The 13,946-nt window shown below is 62.8% G+C and carries 16 protein-coding genes and 1 tRNA gene; 4 read left to right on the top strand and 13 right to left on the bottom strand.

Annotated elements, in window-relative coordinates; translation table 11 throughout:
• Positions 1-10: 10 nt before the first annotated feature.
• The gene (locus tag FQ755_RS12690; RefSeq protein ID WP_409937433.1) at positions 11-565 is read right to left on the bottom strand and encodes a TIGR00645 family protein; all 555 of its coding nucleotides are present in this window, start codon (positions 563-565) and stop codon (positions 11-13) included.
• A gap of 661 nt (positions 566-1,226) precedes the next feature.
• Here FQ755_RS12690 and acs point away from each other — a divergent pair.
• The 4 genes from acs (at position 1,227) to FQ755_RS12670 (ending at position 5,964) form a co-directional block, all read left to right on the top strand.
• A complete protein-coding gene (gene acs / locus FQ755_RS12685; RefSeq protein ID WP_144154534.1) occupies positions 1,227-3,209 on the top strand; it encodes an acetate--CoA ligase in 1,983 nt (660 codons plus the stop codon).
• Between the two features lie 172 nt (positions 3,210-3,381).
• Positions 3,382-3,747 carry a DUF4212 domain-containing protein gene (locus FQ755_RS12680; RefSeq protein WP_144154532.1) on the top strand — a complete coding sequence of 122 codons (366 nt, stop codon included), beginning with the start codon at positions 3,382-3,384 and terminating at the stop codon, positions 3,745-3,747.
• A 4-nt stretch (positions 3,748-3,751) separates the two neighbouring features.
• Positions 3,752-5,770, top strand: a complete 2,019-nt coding sequence (locus FQ755_RS12675) for a sodium:solute symporter family protein (RefSeq protein ID WP_144154530.1) — start codon at positions 3,752-3,754, stop codon at positions 5,768-5,770.
• Between the two features lie 103 nt (positions 5,771-5,873).
• Positions 5,874-5,964 (top strand) — tRNA-Ser (locus FQ755_RS12670).
• Between the two features lie 75 nt (positions 5,965-6,039).
• Here FQ755_RS12670 and FQ755_RS12665 read toward each other — a convergent pair.
• From FQ755_RS12665 to FQ755_RS12610, 12 genes are all read right to left on the bottom strand, one after another.
• Positions 6,040-6,858 carry a tyrosine-type recombinase/integrase gene (locus tag FQ755_RS12665; RefSeq protein ID WP_260858522.1) on the bottom strand — a complete coding sequence of 273 codons (819 nt, stop codon included), beginning with the start codon at positions 6,856-6,858 and terminating at the stop codon, positions 6,040-6,042.
• 233 nt (positions 6,859-7,091) lie between these two features.
• The gene (locus FQ755_RS12660) at positions 7,092-7,301 is read right to left on the bottom strand and encodes a DUF4224 domain-containing protein (protein ID WP_260858521.1); all 210 of its coding nucleotides are present in this window, start codon (positions 7,299-7,301) and stop codon (positions 7,092-7,094) included.
• 260 nt (positions 7,302-7,561) lie between these two features.
• Positions 7,562-7,840 (bottom strand): hypothetical protein, encoded by a 279-nt coding sequence (locus tag FQ755_RS12655; RefSeq protein WP_144154524.1) that lies wholly within the window; start codon positions 7,838-7,840, stop codon positions 7,562-7,564.
• Complete coding sequence (locus tag FQ755_RS12650; RefSeq protein WP_144154522.1) at positions 7,837-8,097, bottom strand: hypothetical protein; 261 nt, start codon at positions 8,095-8,097, stop codon at positions 7,837-7,839. The genes FQ755_RS12655 and FQ755_RS12650 overlap by 4 nt, the downstream gene beginning before the upstream one ends.
• Positions 8,078-8,410, bottom strand: coding sequence for a hypothetical protein (locus tag FQ755_RS12645; RefSeq protein WP_144154520.1), 333 nt, complete (start codon positions 8,408-8,410; stop codon positions 8,078-8,080). The genes FQ755_RS12650 and FQ755_RS12645 overlap by 20 nt, the downstream gene beginning before the upstream one ends.
• Entirely contained in the window at positions 8,407-9,912 is a 1,506-nt protein-coding gene (locus FQ755_RS37315) for a hypothetical protein (protein WP_186308506.1), read from the bottom strand. Before FQ755_RS37315 ends, FQ755_RS12645 begins: the two co-directional genes overlap by 4 nt.
• Positions 9,912-10,271: a hypothetical protein gene (locus FQ755_RS12635; RefSeq protein ID WP_144154518.1), complete on the bottom strand. Its 360-nt coding sequence runs from the start codon at positions 10,269-10,271 to the stop codon at positions 9,912-9,914. The genes FQ755_RS37315 and FQ755_RS12635 overlap by 1 nt, the downstream gene beginning before the upstream one ends.
• Entirely contained in the window at positions 10,268-11,005 is a 738-nt protein-coding gene (locus FQ755_RS12630; RefSeq protein WP_144154516.1) for a PRTRC system ThiF family protein, read from the bottom strand. Before FQ755_RS12630 ends, FQ755_RS12635 begins: the two co-directional genes overlap by 4 nt.
• Positions 11,002-11,793, bottom strand: a complete 792-nt coding sequence (locus tag FQ755_RS12625; protein ID WP_144154514.1) for a PRTRC system protein A — start codon at positions 11,791-11,793, stop codon at positions 11,002-11,004. Before FQ755_RS12625 ends, FQ755_RS12630 begins: the two co-directional genes overlap by 4 nt.
• A 4-nt stretch (positions 11,794-11,797) precedes the next feature.
• Positions 11,798-12,511 (bottom strand): PRTRC system protein B, encoded by a 714-nt coding sequence (locus tag FQ755_RS12620; RefSeq protein WP_144154512.1) that lies wholly within the window; start codon positions 12,509-12,511, stop codon positions 11,798-11,800.
• Complete coding sequence (locus FQ755_RS12615; protein WP_144154510.1) at positions 12,508-13,554, bottom strand: PRTRC system protein F; 1,047 nt, start codon at positions 13,552-13,554, stop codon at positions 12,508-12,510. The genes FQ755_RS12620 and FQ755_RS12615 overlap by 4 nt, the downstream gene beginning before the upstream one ends.
• The gene (locus FQ755_RS12610) at positions 13,551-13,940 is read right to left on the bottom strand and encodes a PRTRC system protein C (protein WP_144154508.1); all 390 of its coding nucleotides are present in this window, start codon (positions 13,938-13,940) and stop codon (positions 13,551-13,553) included. The genes FQ755_RS12615 and FQ755_RS12610 overlap by 4 nt, the downstream gene beginning before the upstream one ends.
• Between the last annotated feature and the right edge of the window lie 6 nt (positions 13,941-13,946).

Raw genomic sequence — 13,946 nt, 5'->3', positions numbered from 1 at the left:
GGCTGCGGGTTCAGTCATGCGCCTTCAGGGGAGTGGAAACAGTTTGCTCGCGCGCCGGCTCATGAAAATGCGCCGGATGCGTATGCGTGGTCAGACGGTCGACGAGGGCCATCACCACCGCCGACACCAGGAACGCCAGGTGGATGATCACCTGCCACATGATGGTATGCGTCGTATTCTGGTCGGGGCTGATGAAGGTTTTCAGCAGATGGATCGACGAAATGCTGATGAGCGCCATGGAGAGCTTCACCTTCAGCACGCCGGCATTCACGTGATCGAGCCACTCGGGCTCGTCCGGATGACCTTCGACGCCCAGACGCGACACGAAGGTTTCATAGCCGCCGATGATCACCATGATCAGCAGGTTCGAAATCATCACCACGTCGATCAGGCTGAGCACGACCAGCATGACGTTGGTTTCGTCGAGCGTCATGGAAGCCGTGACCAGATGCCAGACTTCCTTGATGAACAGAACGACGTAGACGCCTTGCGCGATGATCAGGCCGAGGTAAAGCGGCACCTGCAGCCAGCGGCTCATGAAGATGATGGCGGGCAGCGGGCGCATCGGGCGGCGCGTTCTACCAGCAGAGTCGGGGCGCGGAGCGGACATGGGCAAGAGTCAGGGCGTCAGGGCGATGGAGGCGGACGGCACGGGACGGCCGGGCGCTTCGGACAAACGGCGGACCACCCGCAGACAAGCGGCGTAGAACTCGCGGAGCTTGTGCAGGCGCGCTATTGTACAGCGACACCCGGGTATACCTCGTGGAGACGGGCAAACCGGCAGCCGGTGCCGTTGGCTGAAGCTGGGCGGCGAGTTCAGTTAACATTGTAAAAGGGCTCGTACATGGCGGCGGGTATGGCAGCGGATATGGCACGCCACCGTCAGGCGTTCGCCGCCGGAGTGCGCGCCGGTTCAGGCAACGGGCCCGTACCGGCCCCGCAGCAAGGCTTAAGCGAGTAGCATCGCGCTCTATGGGGCCTGTCGAGGCTTGCGTAAGTGGCCGGTAAGTTGCAACGTTTATCGTGAGCGATGAACGGGTCGGGCGTCGCCTCGCGGGCATATTGCAGTGCCGCACGCGGATGCGCCGCCCGGCTGCGCGGAGAGTGAAGGCTCCGCGAGGGTTGGAGACAGGCGCCGCGTAGTTGCCTTGCGGCGTCGCCATGACATGGCGCGCGACCGGCGCGCCGGCACAGGATTTACGTTTATCTTCACCAAGGGGTAGTCGATGTCTGCGATTGAATCGGTTCTTCAGGAACGCCGCGTTTTCCCTCCCTCTGCCGACGCAGTGGCAGGCGCGACGGTCTCCGGCATGGACGCGTACCGGGCGCTCGTCGCCGAAGCGGAACGCGATTACGAAGGCTTCTGGGGGCGTCTTGCGAAAGAGACGCTGAGCTGGCACAAGCCCTTCACGAAGGTGCTCGACGAGTCGAAGGCGCCGTTCTATACGTGGTTCGAGGACGGCGAATTGAACGCCTCCTATAACAGCCTCGACCGTCACGTCGAAGCCGGCCATGGCGAGCGCGTCGCGATCGTCTTCGAAGCGGACGACGGCACCGTCACCAACGTCACCTATCAGGATCTGTTGCAGCGCGTGAGCCGCTTCGCTAACGCGCTGAAAAAGCGCGGCGTGAAGAAGGGCGACCGCGTGGTGATCTATATGCCGATGTCGGTCGAAGGCATCGTCGCCATGCAGGCCTGCGCGCGGATCGGCGCGACGCATTCAGTGGTGTTCGGCGGCTTTTCGTCGAAGTCGCTCAACGAGCGTCTGGTCGACGTGGGCGCGGTGGCGCTGATTACGTCCGACGAACAGATGCGCGGCGGCAAGGCATTGCCGCTGAAGAACATCGCCGACGAAGCTCTGGCGATGGGCGGCTGCGACGCCGTCAAGAGTGTGATCGTGTACAAGCGCACCGGCGGCAAGGTCGCATGGCACGAAGGCCGCGACCTGTGGCTGCATGAGATTACCCAGGGCGAGTCGGACCAATGCGCGCCGGAATGGGTGGGCGCCGAGCATCCGCTCTTCATCCTCTACACCTCGGGTTCGACCGGCAAGCCGAAGGGCGTGCAGCACAGCACCGGCGGCTATCTGCTGTGGGCCGCGCAGACCCTGAAGTGGACCTTCGACTGGAAGCCGACCGACGTGTTCTGGTGCACCGCCGACATCGGCTGGATCACCGGACACAGCTACATCACGTATGGCCCGCTGGCGCTCGGCGGCACCCAGGTGGTGTTCGAAGGCGTGCCGACCTATCCGAACGCGGGCCGCTTCTGGGACATGATCGCCAAGCACAAGGTGTCGCTGTTCTATACGGCGCCGACCGCGATCCGCTCCTTGATCAAGGCCGCGGAAGCCGACCCGAAGATTCATCCGAAGAGCTACGACCTGGGGTCGCTGCGTGTGATCGGCACGGTCGGCGAGCCGATCAATCCGGAAGCGTGGATGTGGTATCACGAGAACGTCGGCGGCGGCCGTTGCCCCATCGTCGATACGTGGTGGCAGACCGAAACCGGCGGTCACATGATCACGCCGCTGCCGGGCGCCACGCCGCTGGTGCCGGGTTCATGCACGCTGCCGCTGCCGGGCATCATGGCCGCGGTGGTGGACGAGACCGGCCAGGACGTGCCGAACGGGCAGGGCGGGATCCTGGTGGTCAAGCGGCCGTGGCCTTCCATGCTGCGCAACGTGTGGGGCGATCCGGACCGCTATAAAAAGAGCTATTTCCCCGAAGAGCTCGGCGGCAGGCTGTATCTCGCCGGCGACGGCGCGGTGCGCGACAAGGAAACCGGCTACTTCACGATCATGGGCCGCATCGACGATGTGCTCAACGTGTCGGGCCATCGGCTCGGCACCATGGAGATCGAATCGGCGCTGGTGTCCAACCCGATCGTCGCCGAAGCGGCGGTGGTGGGGCGCCCCGACGACACAACCGGCGAGGCTGTATGCGCCTTCGTGGTGCTCAAGCGCTCGCGTCCGGAAGGCGAGGAAGCGGTGAAGATCGCCAACGAACTGCGCGCCTGGGTCGGCAAGGAGATCGGTCCGATCGCCAAGCCGAAGGACATCCGCTTCGGCGACAACCTGCCGAAGACGCGTTCCGGCAAGATCATGCGCCGTCTGCTGCGTTCGCTCGCAAAGGGCGAAGAGATTACGCAGGATGTGTCGACGCTGGAGAACCCGGCGATTCTCGATCAGCTCGGCGAGTCGCTCTGAGATTGCAGCCCTATTGCGGTGGATTAGTTGTGCGGGTGAGCTTCGGCTCACCTCGTAGAGCCTGTTAAAACCACTGGGCAAGAGCCACAGGCCTGAAAGCCAGTGCAGCCACTGCGGCCACCGCGCGGACAATCCCGATTGCCTGCCCGGTGCCTTTTTGATACATAGGCGCATGGCCGCGCCGCATACCCCCTCCCCAGCCGAGTTGCATTCTCCGCCCGAACCGCCGCCGGTCTCGGACGCGATGGCGCGCGCGCACCAGCGCTACTGGCGCTTCAACCTCATACTGATTGCCGTGCTGATGACGCTCGGCTTCGTGGTGTCGTTCGTCGTGCCGCTCGCGGCGCCCGCGCTCACGCAGGTCCGCTTCGCCGGTTTCAGCCTGCCGTTCTATCTCGGCGCGCAAGGGGCGATCCTTGTCTACGTCGGCTTGATCGTCGTCTATATCGTGCTGATGCGGCGGGCGGATCGCACGCTGCAACGCGCCTTCGACGCGGACGCGGCGGTCGCCGGCCTGACAGCCGCACGCGGAAATTGAACCGATGACGCTTACGCATCGGCTGATCCGCTCTTACGCGCTCTATACGCTCGGCTTTCTCGTCTTCATCTATGTGATGTGGCGCATCGAAGCGGTGACCGGACCGGGCGTGTGGATCGGCTACGTGTTCCTGTTCGTGCCGATCGCCGTGTACGCGGTCATCGGCCTGCTGTCACGCACGTCGGACCTGGTGGAGTATTACGTTGCGGGACGGCGCGTGCCGTCCGCCTTCAACGGCATGGCGACCGCGGCGGACTGGTTGTCGGCGGCGTCCTTTATCGGGCTGGCGGGTTCGATCTACGCGACGGGTTACGATGGTCTCGCGTATCTGATGGGCTGGACCGGCGGCTATTGCCTGACGGCATTCCTGCTCGCGCCATACGTGCGCAAGCTCGCGCGCTACACGATTCCGGACTTTCTCGGCACGCGTTTCTCGAGCAACGCAGTGCGCGGACTTGCCGCCCTCGCCGCGATCCTGTGCTCGTTCGTCTATCTGGTGGCGCAGATCCAGGGGGTGGGGCTGATCGCGTCGCGCTTTATCGGCGTCGACTTCGCGGTGGGCATCTTCTGCGGCTTGGCCGGCATTCTCGTATGTTCGTTTCTGGGCGGCATGCGCGCGGTGACGTGGACCCAGGTCGCGCAATACATCATCCTGATCTTTGCGATCCTGATTCCGGTGTCGATGATCGCGCACAAGGACGGTCTCGGCTGGGTGCCGCAGTTCAGCTATGGGCGCCTGCTGACGCGCGTCGAAATCCTCGAGCGCCAGGTGCGCGATGCGCCGCAGGATCAGAGCGTGCGCGCCGACTACCGGCTGCAGGCGGCGAAGCTGCAAACGCAGATCGACCGCCTGCCGCAATCGTTCATTGACGCGAAGCAGGCACTGAGCGCGAAGGTGGCGGATCTGCGACGCCATAACGGGCCGTTGCGCGACATCAATACGGGCGAACGCGCGCTCGAACAGTTTCCGCACGACGCGACGGCCGCGAAGATTGTCTGGACGCAGCAGCGCGAGGCGTTGCTGATGCGCGCCTCGGCGCCGGTGCCGATGTCCGAGCCGTTTCCCGCGCTCAGCGGTGCAGACCGGCAGACCCACGAGCGCAATTTTCTGTCGCTGCTGCTGTGTTTGTCGCTGGGGACGGCGAGCTTGCCGCATATCCTGACGCGCTACAACACGACGACTTCGGTGGCGTCGGCGCGGCGCTCGGTCGGCTGGACGCTATTCTTCGTCGCGCTGTTTTATCTGACGGTGCCGGTGCTGTCGGTGCTGATGAAGTACGAGATATTGACGAACCTCGTCGGACATCCGTTTGCCGAACTGCCGCAATGGTTGACGCAGTGGCTCAGGATCGAGCCGAACCTGATCAGCGTCGCCGACACGAATCGCGACGGCATCGTGCAGTGGAGCGAGATCCAGATGCAGCCGGACATGATCGTGCTGGCGGCGCCGGAGATTGCGGGGCTGCCATATGTGATGTCGGGGCTGATTGCTGCGGGGGCGCTCGCCGCAGCGCTTTCGACCGCGGACGGCCTGTTGCTGACCATTGCGAATGCGCTTTCGCACGACGTCTACTATCACATGGTCGACCCGGCCGCATCGAGCCAACGGCGCGTGACGATCTCCAAGATTCTGCTGCTGGGGGTGGCGTTGTTCGCTTCGTATGTGGCGTCGTTAAACACGGGGAATATCCTGTTTCTGGTGGGAGCGGCGTTTTCGCTGGCGGCGTCCAGCCTGTTTCCGGTGCTGGTGCTGGGCGTGTTCTGGAAACGCACGACCCGGCGCGGCGCGGTGGCGGGGATGGTGGCGGGGCTCGGGGTGTGCGTCTACTACATCGTCTCGACGTATCCGTTCTTTACGCAGATGACCGGGTTCGCGGGGCCGAGGTGGTTTGGCATCGAGCCCATCAGCTCGGGGGTGTTCGGCGTGCCGGCGGGCTTTCTGGTGGCGATCCTGGTGAGCCTCGTCGATCGCAAACCGGATGCTTATACGCGGGCGCTGGTGGACTACATCCGGCATCCTTGAGTCGGCCAGGTGAGCGTGTGGCGGGAGTTTTCAGGGCGTTTGAGAGGCGTTTTCCGGCAGGGCTGGCGTGCGCCCCAGAGTTTGCTATAATTCGGCTCCCGCCGGAGAGATGGATGAGCGGTTTAAGTCGCACGCCTGGAAAGCGTGTATAGGTTAATAACCTATCCGGGGTTCGAATCCCCGTCTCTCCGCCAGAACACCAACAACGCTTTGCGGCCGATCGATTTCCCGCGCTGTACCTAAGAATCGGCCTTGTACCTTTGGCCGCGCTATCGCAACGGCTTCACGCGCTCCGGTTTTCGCCTGTAAATCTTCTCAGTGACCTTCCCGTCGGCATGCGCGAGTAGGGCTCTGGCATGCTCCAAAGTCTCCGCGTCGCTCGCGCACTTAGCCCGCATGTCGTGCTCGGTGAATCGCTCTTTGACCTTGGTTGTCTCCAGAACCTTGGCCATGAAGTTGCGCCACATCGTGTCCCATCCGCCGGCGCGCCCCGACTCTTCATCGAAGTAACCTTCGCCACGCATGTTGCAGAAAAGCCACGGCGCCAGTTTCACCGGGCGCGCTGCCTTCGCCATCGCGACGGCCTCGCGCAGCTCGTCCGACCACTCGATAATCAGGCGCTTGCCGGTGGAGTGTTCGGTTTTTCCGGGCGTGACGTGAATGCCGTCATCCTGCAGGTTTGACATCGTCAGGCGCAGCAGGTCGCCGCGGCGCAGGCCCGTGAGCAGCTTGACGCGCATGTAGGCCTGAATCGCCAGCACACTGCCCGCCTTGCGGCGCGATTCAACCGCCAGGCACTCGACAATCTCCCAGTCTTCGACGTATCGCGTGCGTGGCCGCTCGCCATCGAGGCGAACCTCTCCCTTGAACGGGTGCCGGTCGAGATAACCCCACTCGACGGCTTTTGTGTACGCGTGGGAAAGGATCTCCATTTCGCGGCGCGCCGCGGTCTTGGCTGTGCGCTTGTCGATGTACTGGTACACGTGCCGCGGTTTCAGTCCGAGCAACGGAACGTTGCCGAGCATCGCGCGCACGCGTTTTATGGCGACTGCGTTTTGTGCCTGCGTGGTGACACTCTTTTTCGGCACGACCTCGAGTGCATACCGATCCAGAAGCTCGGCGATTGTCTTCGCGTCGTCGATCGATGCGACGCGGTCCGCCCAGGTGCGATATGCCTCAGGCAGCGTTTTGCCGAGCCGGAATAACTGCTTGCCGTCCCACTTCGATTCAAATCCTTTGGGAACCTGGAAGTAGTACGCGCCGTGCGCAATGCGCCAGCGCGCAGGAAGCCCCTTGTTCTCTTTTTTTCGGGGCTTTGGCATTACGCCGCGCTCCAGTCAATCAGCGCGTCGACGTCGACCGGCCCGGCTGCCGCGACACCCAGCTTCTGCTCGACATGCCGGCGAGACACGACAAGACGCCCGTCGGCGCGCACCTTGTGCTCAATGCCCATCGTGCGCAGCGCTTGTGCCTGCGATTCGCGCTGGCGCCGGCCGGTCAGCTCGACGAGTTCATCCGCCGTCAAAAACATAGCTCCGATCATTGGATACCCCACTGTTTGCGCGTTGTTTCGATTACTCGTTGTGCTGCTTCGGCCATGCTAGGATTCACAAAAATTCTTAAACGGAGTTGGCATGCGCCGAATCACGCCCGCTTGGGCCGCAGTCTTCGTTATGGCGGTGGCCGTTTTCGTCGCTGCTTGGATGACTCGATTCGAGCCGGTTCTTCCTTACGTGGTTTGGGATCGATGGACTCACGACACCTGCACCATCACCAAACGCGCCGACGGCTCTAATCGTTACTGCGTCTCGGAGCGAGTTCTCGGTAACCCGTTTTCCGATCCTGCAATGAGTCGATAACGGCATCCGCCTGCTCGAGCACGCCAGTCGTTTGCATCATCAGCTTCAGCAGCGACGCCGCGTCGGCATGGAATGCGGCGAGCTTCTGATTGCGCCGCGTGACGGCTGCTCGATGCCTCGTGCCGCCGCCAGTCGTTTTGTGGTTGTCCGCGAGCCATGCGAAGCGCTCGACCTGTTCGCGGTGCCACATGAAGAGTTCGGGGAGTGTCACGGCCGGCCCGGCTCGATGGTGGCGACGGTAAGCGCAACAACTGGATGGGCGGTCCCGGCGATCCAGAGCTTGAGCGATGCGCCGGCGTTGAGCGCCGCCAACTCGGCCGGCGTCGGCTCCCACGAAGAAACCATGAACGGCCCTTGGTCGGTCGTGACGTCCAGAATAGGCAGCACGTCGCATTTCGAGATGTCGCCATCCCAATTCGGCGGTGCGCCGAGGTTGCGCGTAGCGCCTTCAATGCGTCGAATCAGCATTGCCGACCTCCTCGACGAGTCCGAGCGATTGCGAGTAAGCCAGGTAGTGACTGACTTTTGCCAGCTTCGTAGCGATTGCCACGTGATCGGGCGAGCCGATGTCGAACCAGAACTCTCCGTTCGACACTTCGCCGAGGCGATGGACCATGGCGAGCAGATCATTCAGCTCGGCATAGATGCGCTCAGCGTTCGTTTCGGCGCGTGTCGGCTGGATCTCGCTCAGCCCGAAGTGCGCTGCCTTGAGTGCGATCTGCGCTACTTCCGCGGCTTCTTCGGCTACCTTGATGAGGTAATACTGCGAGAGAGTCATCATTGCGCTTCCCCTGGTGCGATGGGCAGAGCCATCCAATGTGTGGGCGTGACCGGCCAGCAGTTGGGGACGTCGTCAGCCTCTGCTGATGTCTCGTACCATCCGGCCTCCGCGTCGTCAGATTCTTCCCAATTTTCCGCGATGTATGCCTCGGACATCCACTGCCCACGGACGGTGCGCCATTTGCCTGGAACGTTGGGATAGCCGAGCAACAGCGTGCGTCCGGTCTTGGGGGCTGTCTCTATCGGCTGCCACGTCTCCAGCACTTCCGCCCTTGATGGTTGCGCTGCTGGTTGCGGAGATGTGGCGCGGGCTTCGTAATCGCAAGTTTCGCCATCGTCGTTCACCGAAACAGTCTTGTGTGTGACGACGCCAGATACGATGCATTCAACGTCCAGAGGCCATTCGCCGTCACTAATCGATTCCTTCCGATATTCAGCGATGCCTTCTGCGTGTCCCTCTGCGCGTTGCGCGTCCGTTTCATAGAATTCGACATGTCCGCCGTTCTGGTCATAAACGAAATATTCACAGGATGGCGCTGCCCGCTCATAGTCCAGCACCACGGCAGTCGGAGAGGGCTGCTGGGTGGCGAGAATTTCCTGCACAAGCGCGACACACTCGGAATCGTCCAAAGGCAGAGTTATGCGCCGTGCCCACTTCGCGACCTGATCGTTGCTCACTGGCTCCCTCGATTGCGCTGTTTCGGGATGGGTGTAGAGGGGCGTCCATGCGCCGCATGTCCGGCGCACCCCATCCATGCGGGAATCGCTATCCATGATCGGGCCTTCGAATGAACCGTCACTACGGATGCGGACCCAGGCAACCAGCACCGCCTCCTCGGTTGACGCTACTGGGGCGGGAGGGCTGGCGGCGAACGCTTCGCCCTCGATAGGTTCGGTGGGCTCCTCGAATCCCGGCAATCCGCCAAGCAGAACGGCCTTGGCGACGCTGCCGTCTTCGATCATCGTGCAGTCGTCATCCTTCTCGCTCATCAACCAGTTCTGTGGCTCGCCGCTGACGGTATCGAACTGCTGGTGATCGGCATCGATGTTGAAGTGGTGACTGTGCGCATAGAAGCGCAGCGCATCCAAAACGGCTTGAGGCAGCACGTTCGGCTCTGCCGCAGCTATTGGTGCGGCCTTGGAAGCGAGAGCGGCTTGCCATCCGACCCAAGCTGCCTGCATTTCGCGCTGGACGTATTTGCCGTCGCCGTTCCGGAAAAGCGATACCCCGTCGAGGCCGCTGTCAACGGACATGTGCGCCTCAAATCGTGCCCGCTCATCCGCGCCATCTTGCGGTGCTGGCTGCGGGTTCAAGTTGTGGACCGGACATTCGTTACTGACGAGCGCGGCGCCGGATTCAGGCTCAGGATTCTCGCAGTCGCACACCGATTGCTGCGCTACCGCGTGGTCGAAAATCGACACGACCATTTCCACGCACTCAACAGGCAAGCAGATGCCGTGCGCGTCGCAGATGGAAACAACGTCGTCATAGCCTAGATTCATCACAAAAGCTCCAATTGTTCGAAAGGCATGTCGGGCCACGTCATCCAGCTTTTGCGGGCGTTCGGCAGCCAGTGAATGATCTGCAGGTTGTAGTCGACGTGGAGCCCGCAAACCAGCTTGCCGGCCAGCGGCACGATGTGGTCGACGACGTGCTGTTCGCCCGTTTCGCGCGTTAGCCGCTCGGCCTCTGCGTAGATCGCGCGGATCTTCGCCTTGTCGGCCCATGGTGGCGTGGCGCGCCGCTCACGTGCCCGGCGGCGCATGCCGTGCTGGCGGCTCGTGCGCAGGATCGGCGAGCGGCGCTTCACCGGCACGAACAATGGGCCGGCGTGGTGGCCGCCGACAAGGTCGAGAGTCATGCCGGGCTATCCACAGGCAGCGGGCGCACGTGCCCGGTTTTCAGATTGACGAACGCGCCGCACCAGCTGAGCCGGCCGTGCCGGAAAAACTCCCACAGAATCCCGAGCGCCGGCGTGACGATCGCCTGATTGATGAAAAGCTCCTGGCGCTCGAGCGCTTCGGCGAGGCCGCAGCTCGGTGTGTCGTCTTCGATCGCCCACTCGTCGACAAGCTCCGGCAGCACGTCGTATGGCCAGCGCAGCGCGACACTTCCGCCAACCGGATCAGCCTGGCGGAAGTGTCCGAAGATCACTTGCCCGTCGCTGGCGCGGTTTCCGAGATCCATCACGTACGCTGCGGTCCGCGCGAGGAGCGGAGCGATCTTTGCTCGAGCAGCTGCGCTATCGACGCACACCACAGCGACGCCCGGTCCCACGTTGACCAGTTCGCTCGGTCCCGCGTGAATGGGTCGCGCAGTCCAATCGAGCCCGAAAAATGCATTCAGGCGGTGAACCAGCACGACGCTCTTGTGCTGGCCGACGTCGGCCGGGCTGAACATCTGGCGGCCGATGTTCGCCTCGCTGACGGTATCGCCATCGAACGCGGTGACGTGCAAGCCGGGATGGCCGAGCGCGGTCAGCGCATGGTTGAGTCGCGCGAGGCCCGTCAGCATCTGCGAGCCATTGCCGCCGCAGCCGATCAGCGCGATATTTACGCGCCGATCGAGAAAGTGCGCGGGCGTGATGTGCGTCATGCCGGCTCCGCGACCTTGAACACGGCCGACGCCGGCACCTTAAGCGGGATGACAATACCGAGCACGCATAGGCGGAATGCAACACTCGGCGTGCCGCCGTCGCCCAAGCCACCGAGCACCGCGGAGATCTTCACTTCGCCGGCGTCGTCGGAATCGTCTTGTGCGCTGAAGAACGCCGGCGCAGCGCCGTGGCTATGCAGGTCGATCGCGAGCGACTCGTGGGGCTGCAGCTCCGGGCGCTCGAACGTGATCGCGCCCGGCGAAGCAGACGAGACATGGATCGCCTTGTAAGCGAGTTCCTGTTTGTCGTTATCCCACACGATCCATGCCGCGTGCTCGTTCGGCAGTGCGCTTTGCGCTTCTTCCGCGAACGCCTGCACGAACGGGAGCGCGACGCCGAGTCGACCGAATGCAAGTTCGATCTTCGGCATGATTAAACCGTACGGTGGCCGCGGGCCTGTCTCGTTGTGCTTCGCCATCTGCTGAATCACGTGGAGCCACGGACGCCGTACCTCGACGAAGACGCCCTCGGCCGTCATCAGGAACCGGTGGCCAACCTCGAGCAGCGGCGCGAATTCGGCATGCTTCGGTACCGCGACCGTCGGCGCACTATCGAACAGCGCGACGTCGAGCGGCAGCTGCGCGTCGTCGTCGGCCGCGGCGATCGCCCGCGGCTTCGCGTTGGCGAGTTCGTCAGCGACGCCTTGCGAAAACCGGTCGAGCGCAGTGGCGATGTCGCGCAGGCCCGATTGGGTAGCGTCTTGAAACAGGGCGAGTAGCTTTTCCATGGAATCAATCCTCAGTGGTGTTGGCGCCGATCGCTTCGGCGAGAGTCTGTTTTGCGTCGATCAGACGGTCTAGGGGGAATTCGGCGCCGTCGAGCAAATCCAGCCACAAGCGTTCCGCGCCACCGCGCCTGTGGATAAGTCGTTCGTTGTTCGGATGAGTGAAGCGACTGCGGAAAAAGGCATCTTCAAATGGCTTGATGCTGGCCGTGTTGATCGCTTCAGGCGTTTGCACGTTGCCCTCGCAGATCTCGCCGTTTTCCCAAACGTTGTAGTAGGGCGCCGTGTAGAGCTTGGTTGTCGGACCCGGCCGCGCGTTTTCGCGAAGGGCGAAAACCGACCAGCTGCTGCGGTTGACGATGAACACCAGCGGCGGGTGTTTGGCGTCGCCGGCACGCTCGCCGATCAGGTCTTTCGACTTGAACCACACGCGGCGCGTGCATGCGGGAACCCACCATGCGAGCTGGTTCGGTGCGAAGTAGACGACGCGATCGTGTACGAAGCCGCGATAGCTGGTTTTCTTCGCAGCTATGTCAGCGATGTCGGCCAACTGGTCGAGCGTGATCGGCACGCCGGCCAGCAGCGTCGGCCGTCCATCGACGAGCCGGGCGGTATGCTGCGTCGCGTAAATATGGTTCGTGCCCTGCGAGCGGTAGAACAGCAGCGCGCAGTCGAGCGCAAGCTCAACGTCATTTTCCTGGGCGATCACGACGCTTTTCATGCGAACACCCGTACCAGCGTTCTCGTCTGAAACTCTTCGCGGCCAAGAATCGAGAGGAGGCGCTCAACGGCCTTTGCCAGCAGCGCGGTCGCTCCCATTTCCTTGAGCCACTTGGCAATATCGCCGCCTTCGATCTTCAGCGGCGTCGCCGACGACGCAATCAAACAGTCCCCATCTGACACGTATTGCAGAAAGTCGTCGACCACGCGGTCCGTGACGTCATCTTCTTTCCATCGGATGATGAGCGCGAAATCGATCGCATCGAGTCCTGCGCCGGCGGTGCCCACTTCAGCGAACGGCCCATAGTGGCAGGCAATGCCCCAAACCGTGTCCATTGCATCAACCACTTCGCTCGCGAACTCGTCGCGACCGGCGGCACGCCGAACCTGCGCGCGCGAAAGAACGCGCTTCGGCGTCGCAGCCCATCTGGGCATCTCAGCGAAGAACTTGGTGGGCGTGAAGAAATCGAATGTGTCGATCAGCTCTTCACGCGACTTGCAGTCGTGCAGCGCCATGGCTTCTTCGATCGCCAAGTCTTCATCGATTTCGCCGCACCAGTAGGTATAGGACGCAAGCCAGAACGTGCGCTCCGGCGTGCACACGGTGGGCAGCATGCTGCAGGCGTCGTAGAGCGCGGCCAGGACCGTCTGCCCAAGACCTTCGCCGACGCCCTCTAGCGCTGCGATAGCGCCGCCGATACAGACGTGCTGACAAGACACCGGACCGCGATCAGTCTGGATCAAGGCATACACCTGGTCTGTAAATTTTGGCATCTCGGCGAAGAATCCGCCGAGGCCCTGTTCGAGCCGAAGATTCCAGTCGAACAGTTGCATGCCTTCGGTAATTCGGTTCCAGTGCCTCGACAGTGCCGTCGTGGCCAGCGCCAGTTCGGAGCGCGGGCGGCGCGTGAGGTCTTCCGCGCCGATGACGCCTGATTCGAGAAGCGACACTGCGAGCGGATACGAAAACGATTCGCCCGAGTTGATCGTGTACGAACCCGGAACGTCATCCAGCGATGGAACGGCGAGCGGCGCGAAACTCATGGCAGCACCGGCATGCTGGAAACAGGCAGGCTCACGCGCACACCAGTGGCGCGGCGTGACGCAACGGCATGCATCCGGTGCGCAAGCGCGCTTTGGGCGCTCTGCTCGTCGATGTGGTGCTCGCCGGACGAATGCAGCGGGCCGGACGCGAGTTCGTCGCGCAGCTCGTCGAGCGTCATGCTGGCGCCTTTGGTTCCGACAGCGCGCCGGAACGTGAAGACGTTCTTATTGCCAACGACTTCCGGGCCTTCGATCTCGGCGTTGACGATCTCCGGATAGGTGTTGCCATAGAAGTCGCGGACCTGCGCGAGCGAAAAGGCCGGTGACGGATCCGTGAGCTTGGCGCCGTTGTAGCGGAATTCGCGGGTGAGCGTTTCGGTTTTCATTCGCAC

Source organism: Paraburkholderia sp. BCC1885 (assembly GCF_900996235.1).
GTDB lineage: Bacteria > Pseudomonadota > Gammaproteobacteria > Burkholderiales > Burkholderiaceae > Paraburkholderia.
The sequence above is the reverse complement of the archived record's forward strand: the minus strand, read 5'-3'. Positions and strand labels throughout refer to the sequence as shown.